This window comes from uncultured Succiniclasticum sp., assembly GCF_902793885.1.
Classification (GTDB): Bacteria; Bacillota; Negativicutes; order Acidaminococcales; family Acidaminococcaceae; genus Succiniclasticum.
On the sequence record NZ_CADBFF010000001.1, the window covers coordinates 133,973 to 149,861 of the forward strand.

Consider the following 15,889-nt stretch of genomic DNA (forward strand, 5'->3'; position numbering starts at 1 on the left):
TATGATGTATATTCTTTATAATGTTTTAGGACTGCTGGCATTTTTCGTCCTGATACTGCCATTTTGCATTTACCGTCTTCTTACGGAAAAGGGCTTCAGCACCCGGTTCCGGCAAAGCATGGGGCTGATCCGCAGGGAAGAGATTGCGGATGTGATGAATACTGACTGTATCTGGATCCATGGCGCGTCGATAGGCGAGATTGTAGCGACCAGTCCGATTGTAAAAGAAATAAAAAAAATCATGCCGGAGAGGAAAGTGCTGGTATCTGCTTTTACCGTGGGCGGTTACGATATGGCAAAGCAGATCATCCCGGAAGCAGACGGGTACATCTATTTCCCGCTGGATCTGCCCTGGGTGGCGGAATCGGTTGTGCGACGCATTCAACCCGGTATTTTCCTGCCGGTAGAGACGGAATTATGGCCTAACTTTCTGCGGGCGATCCGGGAACGGAACATTGCCGTAATGATGGTTAACGGCCGTATTTCTGAAAGATCGGTCAAGACATACAAGTATCTGTTCAGTATCTGGCGTGACATGCTGCGAACTGTAAGCCGTTTCTGTATGCAGTCCAGTATTGATGCCAATTACATTACCCATCTGGGCGCGGATCCCCAAAAGATTTTTGTAACCGGCAATACGAAATTTGACCAGACTTATGCGGAAGTGACACCGGAAGACCTGGCAAACTATAAAACCGAACTGGGACTGGGAGACGATGCGTTTCCGGTTATCGTGGCAGGTTCCACCCATGCACCGGAAGAAGATTTTTTGTTCACCGCTTTTACCGAACTGCGCAAACAGTATCCCAAAGCAAGACTTGTCATAGCTCCCCGCAGGACTGACCGGGTAGATGAAATCAGACGGTTGAGCGGCAGGTTCGGTTACCAGACCGGTTTTCGTTCCGAACTGAAGAATATGAAAGAATCCCGTCCGAAATGTCCCGTGGTGTTGATTGATACTATCGGTGAACTGGGCCGTATTTACGCCGTAGGCGATATGGTCTTTGTGGGCGGCAGCATGACAAAGGGCTACGGCGGGCATAACGTGCTGGAACCGGCAGCCCATGCAAAACCCATCCTGGTGGGTCCCGACATGCTCAGCTTCAAGGATTCTTATTCTCTGTTGACAAAGGCCGGCGCTTTGCATACGGTACACGATGCCCGAGAGCTCGCGAAAGAGTTGCTGCAAATTGCGGGAGATCGTTTTCTGCGCAAACAGATGGGGGATGCCTCCATGCAGGTGATCCGGGAAAACCGGGGCGCTGCCCTTCATACCATGCACTACCTGACTGACCTGCTGGAGAAAGCTTCTGTTCCCCGTGCTTATACGAAGGAATATCCAGTCAACACCCGTAACTTTAACGATGCGGGCGGTGGCGGTCTGAAACACGGCGCAGCTATTATCCAGTATATTTTCCACCTGGCCCACGCCCCGGAACGTCCCTGGTACGCTTTTATCCTGTTAGGATTTCTGCGCGGACTGTCCTATATTTACGGTTTTGGTGCCCGGGTGAACCTGTGGATGTATGAAGCAGGCATTCTGTCAAGGCGAAAGCTGGACTGCTGCGTTATTTCCATCGGCAATATTACCGTAGGCGGCACGGGCAAGACACCGACCGCCCAGCGTGTAGCCATGATGATCAAAGATATGGGGTACCGTGTGGTAATCCTGAACCGCGGGTACCGTTCCCACTGGGATAAGCCTTTGGGCGTGGTATCAGACGGAAAGAAAATTTTCATGACCAGCTACGAGGCTGGTGACGAAGCCTACCTGATGGCAAAAATGATGCCCGACGTGCCCATAGTCATCGGTAAGAACCGTGACGTGACCGGCAGTTATGCAGTAGAAAAACTGAATGCCGAAGTTATCATCATGGATGACGGTTACCAACACTGGCAGCTGGACCGGGATCTGGACATCGTGCTGGTGGATACGCTGAATCTGTTCGGCAACGGGAATCTGCTGCCCCGGGGTATTCTGCGTGAACCCCTGAGCCACCTGGACCGGGCGGATATGTTCCTGTTTACCAAATCGGATCAGAGTTCCCAGCTGACCCGGAGCAGTCTGATGGAAAATATCCGGCAGTATAATACGAAAGCGCCTGTTGTGGAGAGTATCCATCACGCCAAAGAGTTTGTAGAAATAGCAGACTGGTACAAAGGTATCCAGCAGAATCCCATTCCTCTGGAAGAATTAAAAGGCAAGAAGGTCATGGTCTTCTCGGCCATTGGTAACCCTTCGTCCTTTGAACAGAATGTTTCCGGCTGCGGACTGGATATTGTGGAAGCCATCCGCTACCCGGACCACCATGATTACGGTATGCTGGAAATGCAGTATATCGGCGAACGGGCTGCCGAACTGAAAGCGGACGCCCTGATCACTACCGGTAAGGATGCAGTAAAGATTCCTACGGAATTCATTTACTTCAACCGGGATATTCCTCTGTATGTTATGAACATGGATATCATGATTACCCGGAACGAGGAAACATTTGACAAAAAACTGAAAGAAACAGTGGAAACCGTACTGAAGAGAAAAAACAAGAAAAGTAAAGTACCTGAGATAAAAAGAGTCTTAAACACATAAACATAACATAACGTAAATCATCGTGTTTTATGAATCCATAGCAGCAGCAAAGGAGATGCTTTCATGAAAGTAATCTGTGTGATCCCGGCCCGGTATGCCTCCACCCGGCTGCCCGGCAAGCCGTTGAAGCTGATTGCTGGAAAACCTATGATCCAGCGTGTGTATGAGCAGGCAAAAAAGGCAAAGAGGCCGGCAGAGGTAATAGTGGCAACGGATGACAAACGGGTGTATGATACCGTGCTTGCCTTCAGGGGCAGCGCCTGCATGACCCGGGAGGACCATCCCAACGGCACCAGTCGGCTGGCGGAAGTAGCGGAAAAATATCCTGACGCCGACGTTATTGTGAATGTGCAGGGAGACGAACCCATGATCCCGCCGGAGATCATAGACAGGCTGGCAGAAGCGTTTCAGGCGGAGCCTGAACTTCAGATGGCCACCATGAAGACCCTGATGCAGGAAAGCGAGTACGGCGATCCCTCCGCGGTGAAGGTGATAACGGATAAAAACGGCTACGCTCTGTATTTTTCCCGCAGCCTGATTCCCTATCCCCGGAACAAAACGGAGCTGTTTAAAGTGTACAAACACGTAGGTATCTACGCGTATACGAGAACCTTCCTCATGCAGTACGCCGCCATGGCCTCCACGCCCCTGGAACAGGTGGAAAGCCTGGAACAGTTGCGGGTACTGGAAAACGGATATAAGATAAAAGTATTGGAAAGCGATTTCCGGGGGATCGGCGTGGATACCCAGGAAGATCTGGATGCAGTGAACAAACTGTTGGGAGGAAAGTAATGCATATCGTCAATGTAGGACCCTATAAAGTGGGACCGGGGCAGCCCATGCTGCTGTTTGCCGGACCCTGCGTGCTGGAAGGCTATGAACACAGTCTGGCCATCGGGCAGGAAGTAAAACGGATCTGTGAAAAATTAGGTATGCCGTATGTATTCAAGGCGTCCTATGATAAGGCCAACCGGTCGTCCCACACTTCCTTCCGGGGTCCCGGGCTGGAAGAAGGACTGAAACAGCTGGCCGCCATAAAAAAAGAATTAGGTGTGCCCGTCATCAGCGACGTGCACGAAACCATCCAGGTGGAAAAAGCGGCGGAAGTGCTGGATGTAATGCAGATTCCTGCCTTTTTATGCCGCCAGACCGATCTGGTCTGCGCCATAGCGAAGACAGGCCGCTGCGTCAATGTGAAGAAAGGCCAGTTCCTGGCGCCCTGGGACATGAAAAATGTCATCGCGAAAATAGAAGCGGCAGGGAATCAGAATATCCTGCTGACAGAACGGGGCTCCAGCTTCGGATACAATACATTGGTGACCGATATGCGGGGCCTCGCCATCATGCGTGAGCTGGGTTACCCGGTGGTGATGGACGCTACCCACAGCGTGCAGATTCCCGGAGGGCAGGGAACCAGCAGCGGCGGCCAGAGCCAGTATGTGCCTCACATGGCAAGAGCAGCGGCGGCAATCGGCATTGACGCGCTGTTCCTGGAAGTACACGACGATCCTTCCAAGGCCTTAAGCGACGGACCCAACATGGTGCGTCTGGACCGTCTGGAAGCGCTGCTGAAAGACGTGCTGGCCATAGATAAGATTATCCGCAAATAAAGATGGAAAGGATACGAAGAACCATGAACGAACTGGAGACGGACGCCCAGAAAGTGTTGCAGATGGAAGCCGAAGCCATTCTGGATCTGATTCCCCGTGTTGACGAGCATTTTGACGCGGCGGTGGATATGATCCTGTCCTGCGAGGGCCGTGTCATCATGACCGGTATGGGAAAGTCCGGTATCATCGCCCATAAGATTTCTGCGACCCTGGCCAGTACCGGCACCCCTTCCTTTTATCTGCACCCGGCAGAAGGGATCCATGGGGATCTGGGCATGGTTACGGCGGATGACGTGATCATCGCCATGTCCAACAGCGGCGAGACAGGGGAAGTGCTGAACATACTGCCTTCCCTGCGGCGGATCGGGGCGAAGCTTATCGCCATGGTAGGCAATACCGATTCCACCCTGGCAAAAAACGCAGACGTGGTTCTGAACGTGGGCGTGAAAAGAGAAGCCTGCCCCCTGGGGCTCGCTCCCACCTCCAGTACCACCGCGGCCCTGGCTTTCGGTGACGCGCTGGCCATGGCGCTCATGGGGAAACATAATTTTACTTCCAAACAGTTTGCGGTGTTCCATCCCGGCGGCAGCCTGGGCCGGCAGCTGTTGCTTACGGTGGGGGATATCATGCACGGCGGCAGTGAGAACCCGGTGGTCAGAGGAACCGCTACCGTAACGGAAGCTTTGTTTATCATTACCGACAAGGGGCTGGGCGCGGTTTCCGTAGTGGACGAGAACGATATTATGGTCGGTCTGCTGACCGACGGGGATATCCGCCGGGGCCTGTCCAAAGGTGTGGATTTCCTGAAACGGCCTGTTACAGAGCTGATGACGAAGGAGCCCAAGTTTATTACACAGGAAAAACTGGCGGCTCAGGCGTTGCACATTATGGAAAGTCATAAGCCCAAACCCATTACGGTGCTGCCTGTACTTGATGAAGAACGGCATGTAATCGGGCTGCTGCATATGACGGATTTGGTAAGGCAGGGTGTGGTATAGCGGCGCTGTCACCGCCTTTACAGCGCGACGCAAACGCTTCGGCTTTGTCCTGCGTTGCGTCCTGTGCCTTAAAGAACTGTTTCGAGAATTGTCAGAAGGGCTTTTAACGAACAGTTCCTCGCGCCCTTCGGGAGTGCGTCGCTTGTGCAGGCGGTGACAGCCGCCGCAGCATAATACATTTCGGAGTAATACGACATGGCATCAGAGAATCTTTCACCGGAAGCATTGCAGCAAAAAGCGAAAAAGATAAAACTCGTGGCCCTGGATATGGACGGTACCCTTACGGATGGGAGCATCAATATCGGCGGGGAGGGCGAGCTGTTCAAACGGTTCAACGCCAAAGACGGGCTGGGAATTACCGCTGCCAGGCGGCACGGTCTACGCGTCGCTGTGATCACCGGGCGCAAAGGAGCCATCGTGCAGCGGAGGGCGGAAGAACTGGGCATTGCGGAAGACGTAATGACCGGGATTTCAGCAAAAAAGAAAGCGCTGCAGGCGTTGGCGGAAAAATATAATGTTTCATTAGATGAAATCGCCTTTATGGGCGACGACCTGAACGACCTGCCGGCCTTACAGATTGCAGGTCTGTCTGCGGCGCCGGCAGACGCGACAGAGGACGTGAAGCAGAGAGTGGAATACATCACGCCTCATAAGGGCGGACGGGGCGCCGTGCGGGATCTGCTGGAACTGATCCTGAAAGCCCGGGGCATCTGGGATGACATTGTGGAAGAATATACAGAAGAAGGAAAAGAGGACCGACAATAATGTTATATGCAGTTCTGAAGACACTGAGCTGGCTGGCTTCCCATACGCCATACAAGGTGTTGGTGAAGATAGGAAAAGGCCTGGGTCACCTGTATTGGCATATTGCGAAAAAGCAGCGCATCCGCGCGGAAGAAACGATTCGGGAGCGGCTGGGATACAGCAGGCTGCAAGCCAAAGAGACAATCAGGCGGTTATTTGTCAATCTGGGCATCTCCGTCATGGAAATGTTGTACATGCCTGCACTGAACAAAGATAACATCCGGGGGCTGGTCACCTTTGACCATCCGGAAATTTTATGGGAGGCCCTGAAACAGAAAAAAGGTGTCGTCATGCTGGCCTGCCATATAGACAACTGGGAATGGCTGGGAGCTGCGCTGGCGCTGAACGGATTTCCCCTCAGCGCCGTGGAAAAACCGCAGCCCAACAGAGTGTATTCCGATTTTATGAACGAATTGCGAAGAGGGGTAGGGCAGGAAATCTTCGCACGGGGCAGCAGTGAAATTTTAGGCTGTGCCCGGGCCATGAAAAAAGGCCGCATGTTAGGCCTCATCGCCGATCAGGATGGCGGGTATGAGGGCGTATTTGTTCCGTTTCTGGGGAAGATGGCTGCCACGCCGTCCGGCCCGGCCTACTTTGCCCGTAAGTTCAAGGCACCCTGCATTCCGATTTATATCGTGCGTAAACCGGATGGATACGGGCATCAGGTAATCGTAGAAGAGCCGTTTTACTACGAAGACACCGGCGACAGGAAAGCGGATGACTATAATCTGACCCTGAAGATGACACAATCGGTAGAACGGATCATCAAAGCGTATCCGGATAACTGGCTGTGGTTCCAGCACCGCTGGAATACACCGTATGAAGAAGTGAAGGAAAAGGAGCAGGATAGCAGTGAAAAATAAAAACACAATACTGATGGCTGCAGCCGGGCTCATTGCCTTGTTCCTTGTATTTGCCTGGCTGTTTTGGGGCAGTACGGTTCCGGAACCCACAGACAAAACAAAAAAAGTGGAAACAGATACAACGAAAGCGACTGTGCATAATACAGTGCTTCACCGGGATGCAGACGGGAAACGTCTCTGGGAAATGAATGTTGGCGAGGCGATACAGCTGAATGATAACCTGATCAGGGCAAAACAACTGAAAGGTACCATTTATCTCAGTAATGGGGATGAAATGTATGTAACAGCCAATGGCGCCGATATTAAAATCAAAAGTAATGAATTTACCTTAACCAATGGTGTAATTGCACGGTTAAAACAGGGTGGATTTTTAAAAGCAAAAAAAGTTGAATGGATACAAAAAAAAGATATTTTAACAGCTACCGGCGCAGTCAAAGTCATTAAAGAGGACATGATGGCAACAGCCGAAAAAATCATCACTTCCAGTAAATTGGAGCATTTTAAACTGAAAGACAAGGCGCATGTGGAAAGAGGCGGTAAATATGAAGAAAAATAAAGCGTTACTGACAATTGTGATCGGATGTATGACGGTAGTTATGCTGTACAGTATTGCAGCTTTTGCAGCGCCTGCCAAAGATGCAAAGTACAGTGTAGATGCTGCAGAAATAGAATATGATATGAAAAGCGGAGACGGTACGACCACCGGTAAAACCACGATTAAATATGATGGTGGTGTAGCGGTTGGGCAAGGCGGCTCCACCTTTAACAGCAAGAATCGGACAGGGCGTCTGTACGGCGGTGTGGTGGCAGATAAAGAAGACAATCACCTGAAGAGCAAAGAGTTGATTTTTTACACGGATAAGTTTATTTCCGCTGTGGGCAACGCGATTCTGGTAAAGGGGGACAAAACGCTGAAAGCACATCGCGTGGATTACCATGATGATAAGCAATTTGCGGAGACGATGGGAGGGTTTGCGCACCTGTCTTCGGTTGACGGAAGCTGGCTTTCTGCCGGCAAGATTGTATATGACATGAAATCCGGTGTGGCGAATGCGACCGGCGGTGTTACCATGGAAAACAAGCCACAGAAAATGACCGGTTCCGGGGACAGAGCTGTTTATAATTCCCATGAGACAGGGTATATAGAGCTGATAGGCAATGCCAAAGCGACACAGGACGGAAACACCGTAACAGGGGATAAGCTCCGTATTACCAATGTTTCAGGGCCGGACAGCAAAACTCATGCGCAGGGTAATGTAACGCTTGTATGTTATCCGAAAGAAGAGAACGAGAATATCAACAATCCTGCTTTTGGAGAGGGAGCGGTTCTGATGGCAAATGGTCAGACCAATTTTAATCCGGAATCCAATGTGTTGGATCGTGTAAAGAAAAATGATTTTGCTACGGAGGATAAAACAGTTTGATTATTGAAACAAAGAATCTGGTAAAGATTTACGGACAACGAAAAGTGGTGAACGATGTAAGCCTGCAGGTAGAGCAGGGGACCATCGTAGGATTGTTGGGTCCCAATGGGGCCGGCAAGACAACAACCTTTTATATGGTGGTAGGAATTGCAAAGCCGGACGCCGGTACCGTGACTCTGGATGGGAAAGATATCAGTCAGCTTTCCATGTATCAGCGTGCCCGGTTGGGCATTGGATACCTTCCGCAGGAAGCATCTATTTTTCGAAAAATGACAGTGGAAGAGAATCTCCTGTCGATTCTGGAAACAACCTCGTTGCCCCATGAAAAACAACTGGAAAAAATGGAGGACCTTTTGGAAGAGTTCGACATTGGTCATGTAAGGAAAAGTGTGGGAACCGCGCTCTCCGGCGGTGAGCGGAGGCGTGTGGAGATTGCCCGTTCCCTGGCTACAGATCCGGCTTTTATACTGTTGGACGAACCCTTTGCCGGAATTGATCCTATCGCAGTGGCAGATATTCAGAAAATGATTGCCCATCTAGCCAAGCGGGGCATCGGGATATTAATTACCGACCATAATGTACGGGAAACGCTCAGTATTGTGGACAAGGCCTATATCCTGGCAAGCGGCGAAGTGCTGCTTCATGGCGACAGCGAAAGCATTGCCAACGATCCGATAGCAAGGAAATATTACCTGGGCGAGAACTTTAAGATGTAGGGGGATAGCAATGCATTTACGATTATTGGACAAATATGTGCTGAAAGAATTGCTGTATCCTTTTATCTTTGGTGTAGCATCTTTTTCCAGTATTTTTATTGCCAGCAGCCTGCTGTTTAAAATCGTACAGTACATCACCACGTATGGGGCTCCGATTCCGGTGGTGGCCCGGCTGTTTTTTTACAGTCTTCCGGAAATTGTCAATTATACATTTCCCATGGCAGTGTTGCTGGCGACGCTGATGGCTTTTGGTAAGCTTTCCAGCAACAGCGAGATTGTGGCTATGAAATCCGGCGGCGTCAGTTATTACCGGATCGTAGCGCCTGTCATTGCTGTCGGCTTTGTGGTCAGTATTTTCTCTGTCATCTGGGCAGAGAAAGTGGTACCGCCTTCCAAACATATAGCCAAACAGATCCTGGCTGTGGAAATCCGTGGTAATGTAAAACCCAAAACGCAGGATCATGTGGTCGTCAAGACTCTCAGCGGAGATACTCAGCGCATCACTTACGCCCGGACCTTTGACGAAAGCACAGGAGTCATGAGTAAAGTTACCATTGAAGAATTCCAGAAAGAAAAGCTGACACGTGTGCAGACCGCGAAAAAAGCCACTTGGAAAGATGATTCCTGGATACTGGAGGATGGAAACGTTTTTACCGTGGATGAGAAAGACGGTGTTACCAGTAAGGCTGCTTTCCGTAAACAGGTGATCCCGCTGAATATAACACCTAGGGAAATCAGTTGGGAACAGAAGAGTATAAACGAGATGACGCTGGGGGAACTACGGGGCTATGTCAAGGTTCTGGAACGGCAGAAACTTCCCACCTCTGATTTATGGACGGAAATTTTTATGCGTTTTGCCATCCCTCTTGCCAGCTTGGTGTTCGCGCTGCTGGGAGCGCCTTTGGGAACCCAGCGGCAACGCAGCGGTTCTTCTATCGGTATGGGCATCAGTGTAATCGTCATATTTGTGTATTACGGAATTATGGCCTTCACCACCGGTCTGGGAAAAGGTGGGGTCATTCCTCCGTTGCTGGCGGCTATGCTGCCTAATATCATATGCTTTGTTGCTGGCATCTTTATGCTGAAAAGGGCAGACTATTGATAAGGGGCTCCGGAACCTCAATTGCACGGTACTGGTGTTATAAAAACCCATTTTCCTTCTTTATGTGGAGACAATTTGCATAAAGAGAGTTTGTTAAAAATAGTTAAAGAAGGTAATTATCCATGTTTGGTATTCGTTTAATGTTTTTGCTGGCAGTAATGGGCGGTATCATCGCCTTTATTGCCGATAAGCTGGGCAGTAAAATCGGGAAAAAGAAACTCAGTGTGTTTGGCCTTCGGCCCCACGACACTTCGGTGCTGCTGACGGTCCTTTCCGGCGTGCTGATTTCCCTGCTCTCTGTGGGCATCCTGGCCATTTCTTCGGAAAGCGCCCGCACGGCGTTGTTCGGCATGGAAAAACTGCAGAAAGAACTGTCCCGGCTTACGACAGAGAAAACCACGGCAGAAAAAGAGTATGATAAGGCAATGAACGCGTTAAAAGAAAAGAATGAAGCCATTGCCGATTTGGATAAAAAGATTCAGGAAGCCAATCATGCCAAGTCTGCTGCGGAAGAAAGCCTGAAGAATGCCAACAGTCATCTGGCGGAAGTCCGCGGGCAGTATCAGGCTACCCAGGGCGCCCTGGTCAATGCCCAACATGAGGTGCATTCGCTGACGGAAGCGCGTAACAAGCTGAATGAAGACATTAAAAACCTGAAGCAGGAAACGGAAGCACTGGAGCGCGGCCTGGCCGTGATGCGAGGCGGACAGATGATGTACGGCAGCGGGGAGGTCGTCTTTACCGGAGTCCTTCAGGCTGGCCGTTCGGAAGAAGAAAACCTGAAACAGGTGAAATGGCTTCTGGACAGTGCCAACACTGCCGCTATGAATCGTATTAACCTGGATCCCGGGTCCAAAGCGAATCTCGTATGGGTACCGGAAGAAGAGTCTGTTCGCCTTCTGCAGATCCTGAATAAAGCGAAAGGCAACGTGCTGGTGCGCATGCGTTCCCTGGCCAACACCGTGATAGGTCAGCCCGTCCTCTGTGCGATTGAAGCGATTCCCAATCGTCTCATCTTTAAAAACGGTGAAAAGATACATCAGAAACAGTTTAATATGGATGAGAAAGACAAGAATCCGGATCAGCTCTTTGTCGAATTCCTTAAAGAAGTCAATGAACGCTCGGTAAAAGCCGGGGTACTGCCCGATCCCCTGACCGGAAAAGTGGGGAATATGAGTGCGGTTACCATGGTGGAGACCGTCAACAAAATGCAGCGTATGGGCGGGAAGCTCCTGCTTACCGCTTATGCAGACGGGGAAATCACCACAGCGGGACCGGTACAGCTTCGTCTGAAGCTGGAACGTCAATGAGGCGCCTGTATTCCGGTGTCATCTGTAAGGTTAGACGAATTGAAACAGATACAAGCGATGCAACATGAAACAGCAGAAGGGTATTACCTGGGGATCGACCCGGGCCGGGATAAGACCGGGGTGGCACTGGTTGACAAGACCGGAACGGTTTTTGCTGTGCAGATTGTACGAACCCGCGCCTTTTCTGACAGTGTTCTGAAGTTTTTATATGATCAACTGCAGGTATCCAATCCCTGGGGCCTCCGCAAAAAACTGAAAGCCATTGTAATCGGTGACGGAACCGGCAGCGAAGAACATATAGGCTGGCTGCAAAAAGTCCTGCCGGGATTTCCTCTCCATGTGGTTGATGAAAAATACTCTACGGAAGAAGCCAGGGCACTGTACTGGGAACTGTTTCCGCCCCAGGGCTGGCGCAGACTGATCCCGCTGGGACTGCAGACGCCGCCGGAGCCACTGGACGGGTATGCTGCCGTGGTGCAGGTACGGCGTTTCCTGCAACAGGAAGAGACAGGCACAGGAAAGGAACTGACCATTACCGGAAAACGGGTGTAACCGGTTCGGACAGTAATGGCAGAAGGAGAGAACGAATGGCAACGGAGTTTGCGAAACAACAGATAGAAGCCTTTGTACAGGACCTTAACTCAACCAAACCCATGCCGGGAGGCGGCAGTGCCGCGGCCATCTGTGGGTCTATGGCGGCAGCGCTGGCCGGGATGTCGGCCCACATGACGGCGGGCAAGAAAAAATACGCTGCCGTGGAAGACAAGATGCAGCAAATTATGACTGCTACAAAATTGTTGCAGGAAGAAATGCTGGCCATGGCCCAGGAAGACGCGGATATGTATTCCCTGGTGTTGCAGGCTTATAAATTGCCTAAGAATACGGAAGAAGAAGCGGCGCAGCGGGCAAAGGCCATTGAGGAAGCCAGCAAGACGGCGGTTGTGGGATCCCTGAAAGTGACGGGCGCCTGTGTCCGGATCATGAAGCTGGCTTATATTACCGTGACAGAAGGGAACCAGATGATGGTGACGGACGGTTCGGCTTCGGCATTGCTGGCCCGGGCCTGTCAGCAGGTGGCGGCTTATAATGTGCGCATCAACCTGGGCGGGGTGAAGGATGCGGCTGTGCGTGACGAAGCGGAACGAATGCTTGCGGGTCACCTTTCTGAAGGTGAGGCGCTGCAGGCAAAGGTGCTGAAAGAAGTAGACGAAAGACTATGATGTACTTTAATAGTCAGACCGGTGACGCCTTCATAGCGCTCCGCTAACGCGAGGCGCCTGCACTGATGTTGTCGCGTGCGGTTTTGTCAGGAAAGCCTGGCTGTAAGAAAGGTTATTACTTTTCCAATAGCCTCGCGCCCCTGCGGGGTGCACGCTCCGCTTATTCAGTCATCCCCGGTCCGGCCTTGTAACGCCTTCATAGCGCTCCGCTTATTCAGTCGTTCCCGGGCCGGCGGTTGACAGAAACTAATTTTTTTATTATAATCCATATTGTACTTTCGGAGAGGTGGTCGAGTGGTTTAAGGCTCTGGTCTTGAAAACCAGCGAGGTGCAAGCCTCCGTGGGTTCGAATCCCACCCTCTCCGCCACTCCTTATATGGTTCGAACTCGAAACTTATCTCATTATCACCGCTGGCGTCATACTCCAAAACCGCATGGTCGCTGAAGACGGTGATTTTTGTTACAAAAGTTTCCAGCAGAATTTCCGGTCCTTTATCCTTACAACTTAAAATAAATCTCTTGATGTAATCAATGGGGATAGCAACTTTGACCTGTTCGCTTTCAATTTTGGCGGACAGGTCTTTTTTTATTTTATCAAGTTCACGTAGACGTTCTATTAATATTTCCGGTACGTCCGGTACTTTCTCTATGTTTTTTTGAATGTTCCGTATCCTGGATTCTGTGTCGGAAAGTTCCGCACGCAGGGAAGCGGTCTTTATATCCAGTGAAGACATAAGACAGTTATATACATCACTGGAAAGACGTTCGATAATATCGGGAACAAAGATAGTATTCCGCAATGCTTCGGTGGCCAGCACTTCCAACATCTCTGCATCTACCCGGCAACCTTCGCAGTCGTTTTTCCGTTTTTTGTGGGCGATACAGACGTAATAGGAATACTTTTTCCCGGTGTGACTGACGGCATATTCCCCGCTCATAAGGCTTCCGCAATAGCCACAAAATATTTTGCCGGAAAAAGCGTACTGGTAAGGCCGTAATTGTGGGTTATGTTTTCGTTTTTCCATGATCTTTCTCACTTTTTCAAAAACCTCCTTGCTGACGATTTGCGGCATACCGCCCTCTATCCTTACGTCGCCACAGATGTATGTGCCAATATATCGCTCATTTCGCAGTATGCGGTACGCAAAATAATTGGAGTGCCGTTTGCCGAGACTTTCTAAATACTGTCGTACTTCTTTCAGTGTTTTTCCTGCCAGCGTCATTTCAAAGATTGTCCGGACGATAGGCGCTTCTTCCGGTTCTATCTCATATTTCTTTGTTTCCTTATTTACCCTGTACCCGAAGGACGGCATACTGTTTGCGATACACTTCAGGGCGTTACCACGCAGGCCGCGCTTTACGTTTTGGCTTAGGTTTTCGCTATATTCTTCGGCCATGGCCAGGTAAATACTTTCTAATATTTTAGCGCCATTTCCTTCCGGTAGCGGTTCCATGACAGCGATAACTTTTACGCCGGCTTCTTTCAACCGGTGCTTATATACAATAGCGTCGTACTGGTTCCGTGCAAAGCGGTCGTGCTTATACACCAGCACGGTTTTGAACATGCCTTTTTCTGCGTCCTGTATCATCTTACGGAATTGTGGACGCTTGTCGTTACGGCCTGTTTTTGCACGGTCCGCATAGACGTTGATTATTGTCAGCTTGTGCGTTAAGGCGTAGTGCTGTATCTCCCGTACCTGGTCCTCAATGGAAACGTCACGCTGCCCCACGGACGAATATCGGGCATAGATTACTGCGTTCATATTGGCTCCTTTAATCAATTATTTTGGCATATTTAGGCATTTCAATATACGAGTTTGAGATGGGGCTTCGATTACAAAAGAATATCTATTGTAAGTTTTTTTGTAAGGCTTTTTTTGTTGAACTGTCGGTTTTGAAAAACAACTGTGATAGATGGCGATACAGACGACAATAAGCAGTATGATTTTTGTCCATGAGACGCTGCCGTTGTTACTTCCGCTTGAAATATTGGAAGTTTGCGGTCTTTGTAATTCGCTTAACATCCATTCTTCTGTTTCTTTAATAACCGTTGCCAATAAAACTTTTTTGCCAGGGTTGTTTTGGAAATTATAAGAAAGAACTCGTTTTGCAAACTCGTTAGTCAAAGAAGATTCTATTTTAATGTTTACATTTCTATAATAAGTGCTAAAACGGTTCATTAATTCATCGTAATTACATCCATATCCAAAAGGGTCTTTGTCAAAAGCATTACCTAATTTTAAAAGCATGGATTTTGTTACTTGCTCCGCTTCGCGTATATTATTACTTGTCGCTGAATTTGCACAAATGTAATAAGCAAGAAACGCTTTAAAATAAATAAACTCTTTTAAAACAGTATCACGTTGTACACCAATAGATGGTGCAACATTATAAAGAGATTTGCTACCCGGGTCAGAAGTAGTAAAGGCCAACCTTGCTAATAAAGTTGACAGTTCATCATAAGTCATATTGTACACTCCTTTCAGCACATCATATAGATCCAGCCCCGGACATGTCTTTTTTTGCGTAAATTGCCATTAATGTATAAGCATGAACAGTCCCTATCGCCGCTTCCTGCCCTTGTTCGTTGAGCCTGCGGAAATCGGAAATCAACATTCTTTCTTCATTTGAAAGGATATATTCATAGGCAACAGGGTTTTGCTCTAAAAAATAGCTTTTTCCTACACCATAATGGTCTGCAATTTTTTGAATAACACCCATACGCGGCATAGCTTTTTTTAATAACCATTTTCCTACTGTTGACTCACTTACGCCCAACACCTGTGATAGTTCCTTTTGATTTTCGTTTCCGCGCTTTTCCATAATATCAGTAAGTCTTTTACTGAACAGTGTTTTCATGTCATCATAATCTTTTGTAGTCATTTTAGCAGTCCTCCAATCTTGCAAGACAATTATAGAATAAATTTCTGAACAAGGCAACAAAATTTCTGTTAAAATAGAAATTTATTCTTGACAATAGAATCAAATTCTATTACAATAACAGTGGTTATAAAATTCAAAAGAAAGGAGCAGGAACATGACTGTGCAAATTTCACTAAAAGCCGCCCGCGTCAATGCGCAAATGACAATTGAACAGGCATGTAAAGCAATCGGCATAGGCAAGGATACGCTAATTAAATGGGAAAAGAACTCCGGTTTGGTTAATCCTATTTTTCAAAAAAAGATTAGCGAAGCGTACAAAATGCCCGTCGATTGTATTTTTTTTGGCTAAAAAATAGAATTAAATTCTATTTT

16 protein-coding genes, 1 tRNA gene and 1 pseudogene are annotated in these 15,889 nt (G+C 49.0%); 15 read left to right on the top strand and 3 right to left on the bottom strand.

Annotated elements, in window-relative coordinates:
• Position 1 precedes the first annotated feature (1 nt).
• The 14 genes from lpxK to QZV31_RS00685 all read left to right on the top strand — a co-directional run bounded on the left by lpxK (position 2) and on the right by QZV31_RS00685 (position 13,002).
• Positions 2–2,587, top strand: coding sequence for a tetraacyldisaccharide 4'-kinase (gene lpxK / locus QZV31_RS00620; RefSeq protein ID WP_295356688.1), 2,586 nt, complete (start codon positions 2–4; stop codon positions 2,585–2,587).
• 63 nt (positions 2,588–2,650) lie between these two features.
• Positions 2,651–3,379: a 3-deoxy-manno-octulosonate cytidylyltransferase gene (kdsB, locus tag QZV31_RS00625; RefSeq protein ID WP_295356690.1), complete on the top strand. Its 729-nt coding sequence runs from the start codon at positions 2,651–2,653 to the stop codon at positions 3,377–3,379.
• Positions 3,379–4,197: a 3-deoxy-8-phosphooctulonate synthase gene (kdsA, locus tag QZV31_RS00630; RefSeq protein ID WP_093729075.1), complete on the top strand. Its 819-nt coding sequence runs from the start codon at positions 3,379–3,381 to the stop codon at positions 4,195–4,197. Before kdsB ends, kdsA begins: the two co-directional genes overlap by 1 nt.
• A gap of 23 nt (positions 4,198–4,220) precedes the next feature.
• Entirely contained in the window at positions 4,221–5,195 is a 975-nt protein-coding gene (locus QZV31_RS00635) for a KpsF/GutQ family sugar-phosphate isomerase (protein WP_295356693.1), read from the top strand.
• A 195-nt stretch (positions 5,196–5,390) separates the two neighbouring features.
• The gene (locus QZV31_RS00640; protein ID WP_295356696.1) at positions 5,391–5,960 is read left to right on the top strand and encodes an HAD-IIIA family hydrolase; all 570 of its coding nucleotides are present in this window, start codon (positions 5,391–5,393) and stop codon (positions 5,958–5,960) included.
• Positions 5,960–6,862 (top strand): lysophospholipid acyltransferase family protein, encoded by a 903-nt coding sequence (locus QZV31_RS00645; RefSeq protein ID WP_093729077.1) that lies wholly within the window; start codon positions 5,960–5,962, stop codon positions 6,860–6,862. The genes QZV31_RS00640 and QZV31_RS00645 overlap by 1 nt, the downstream gene beginning before the upstream one ends.
• Positions 6,852–7,418 (top strand): LPS export ABC transporter periplasmic protein LptC, encoded by a 567-nt coding sequence (gene lptC / locus QZV31_RS00650; RefSeq protein WP_295356700.1) that lies wholly within the window; start codon positions 6,852–6,854, stop codon positions 7,416–7,418. Before QZV31_RS00645 ends, lptC begins: the two co-directional genes overlap by 11 nt.
• Positions 7,405–8,286, top strand: coding sequence for an LptA/OstA family protein (locus QZV31_RS00655; protein ID WP_295356703.1), 882 nt, complete (start codon positions 7,405–7,407; stop codon positions 8,284–8,286). The genes lptC and QZV31_RS00655 overlap by 14 nt, the downstream gene beginning before the upstream one ends.
• The gene (lptB, locus tag QZV31_RS00660) at positions 8,283–9,002 is read left to right on the top strand and encodes an LPS export ABC transporter ATP-binding protein (protein ID WP_295356706.1); all 720 of its coding nucleotides are present in this window, start codon (positions 8,283–8,285) and stop codon (positions 9,000–9,002) included. Before QZV31_RS00655 ends, lptB begins: the two co-directional genes overlap by 4 nt.
• 10 nt (positions 9,003–9,012) lie before the next feature.
• Positions 9,013–10,104, top strand: coding sequence for an LPS export ABC transporter permease LptG (gene lptG / locus QZV31_RS00665; protein ID WP_295356709.1), 1,092 nt, complete (start codon positions 9,013–9,015; stop codon positions 10,102–10,104).
• A gap of 122 nt (positions 10,105–10,226) precedes the next feature.
• A complete protein-coding gene (locus QZV31_RS00670; RefSeq protein WP_295356711.1) occupies positions 10,227–11,414 on the top strand; it encodes a DUF3084 domain-containing protein in 1,188 nt (395 codons plus the stop codon).
• 57 nt (positions 11,415–11,471) lie between these two features.
• Entirely contained in the window at positions 11,472–11,966 is a 495-nt protein-coding gene (locus QZV31_RS00675; protein ID WP_295356716.1) for a pre-16S rRNA-processing nuclease YqgF, read from the top strand.
• Positions 11,967–12,001: 35 nt separating this feature from the next.
• Complete coding sequence (locus tag QZV31_RS00680; RefSeq protein WP_295356719.1) at positions 12,002–12,634, top strand: cyclodeaminase/cyclohydrolase family protein; 633 nt, start codon at positions 12,002–12,004, stop codon at positions 12,632–12,634.
• 280 nt (positions 12,635–12,914) lie between these two features.
• Positions 12,915–13,002 (top strand) — tRNA-Ser (locus QZV31_RS00685).
• 441 nt (positions 13,003–13,443) lie between these two features.
• Here the strand turns inward: QZV31_RS00685 and QZV31_RS12945 are convergent.
• The 3 genes and pseudogenes from QZV31_RS12945 to QZV31_RS00695 all read right to left on the bottom strand — a co-directional run.
• Positions 13,444–14,397, bottom strand: a pseudogene (locus QZV31_RS12945) (recombinase family protein); the annotation flags it as partial.
• Between the two features lie 18 nt (positions 14,398–14,415).
• On the bottom strand, positions 14,416–15,102 hold the full coding sequence (locus tag QZV31_RS00690) for a hypothetical protein (protein ID WP_295356722.1): 687 nt from the start codon (positions 15,100–15,102) through the stop codon (positions 14,416–14,418).
• 22 nt (positions 15,103–15,124) lie between these two features.
• The gene (locus tag QZV31_RS00695; RefSeq protein WP_295356725.1) at positions 15,125–15,517 is read right to left on the bottom strand and encodes a helix-turn-helix transcriptional regulator; all 393 of its coding nucleotides are present in this window, start codon (positions 15,515–15,517) and stop codon (positions 15,125–15,127) included.
• A 154-nt stretch (positions 15,518–15,671) separates the two neighbouring features.
• On the opposite strand from QZV31_RS00695, the gene QZV31_RS00700 reads away from it, so the two are divergent.
• Complete coding sequence (locus tag QZV31_RS00700) at positions 15,672–15,866, top strand: helix-turn-helix transcriptional regulator (RefSeq protein ID WP_295356727.1); 195 nt, start codon at positions 15,672–15,674, stop codon at positions 15,864–15,866.
• The last annotated feature ends 23 nt before the right edge of the window (positions 15,867–15,889 follow it).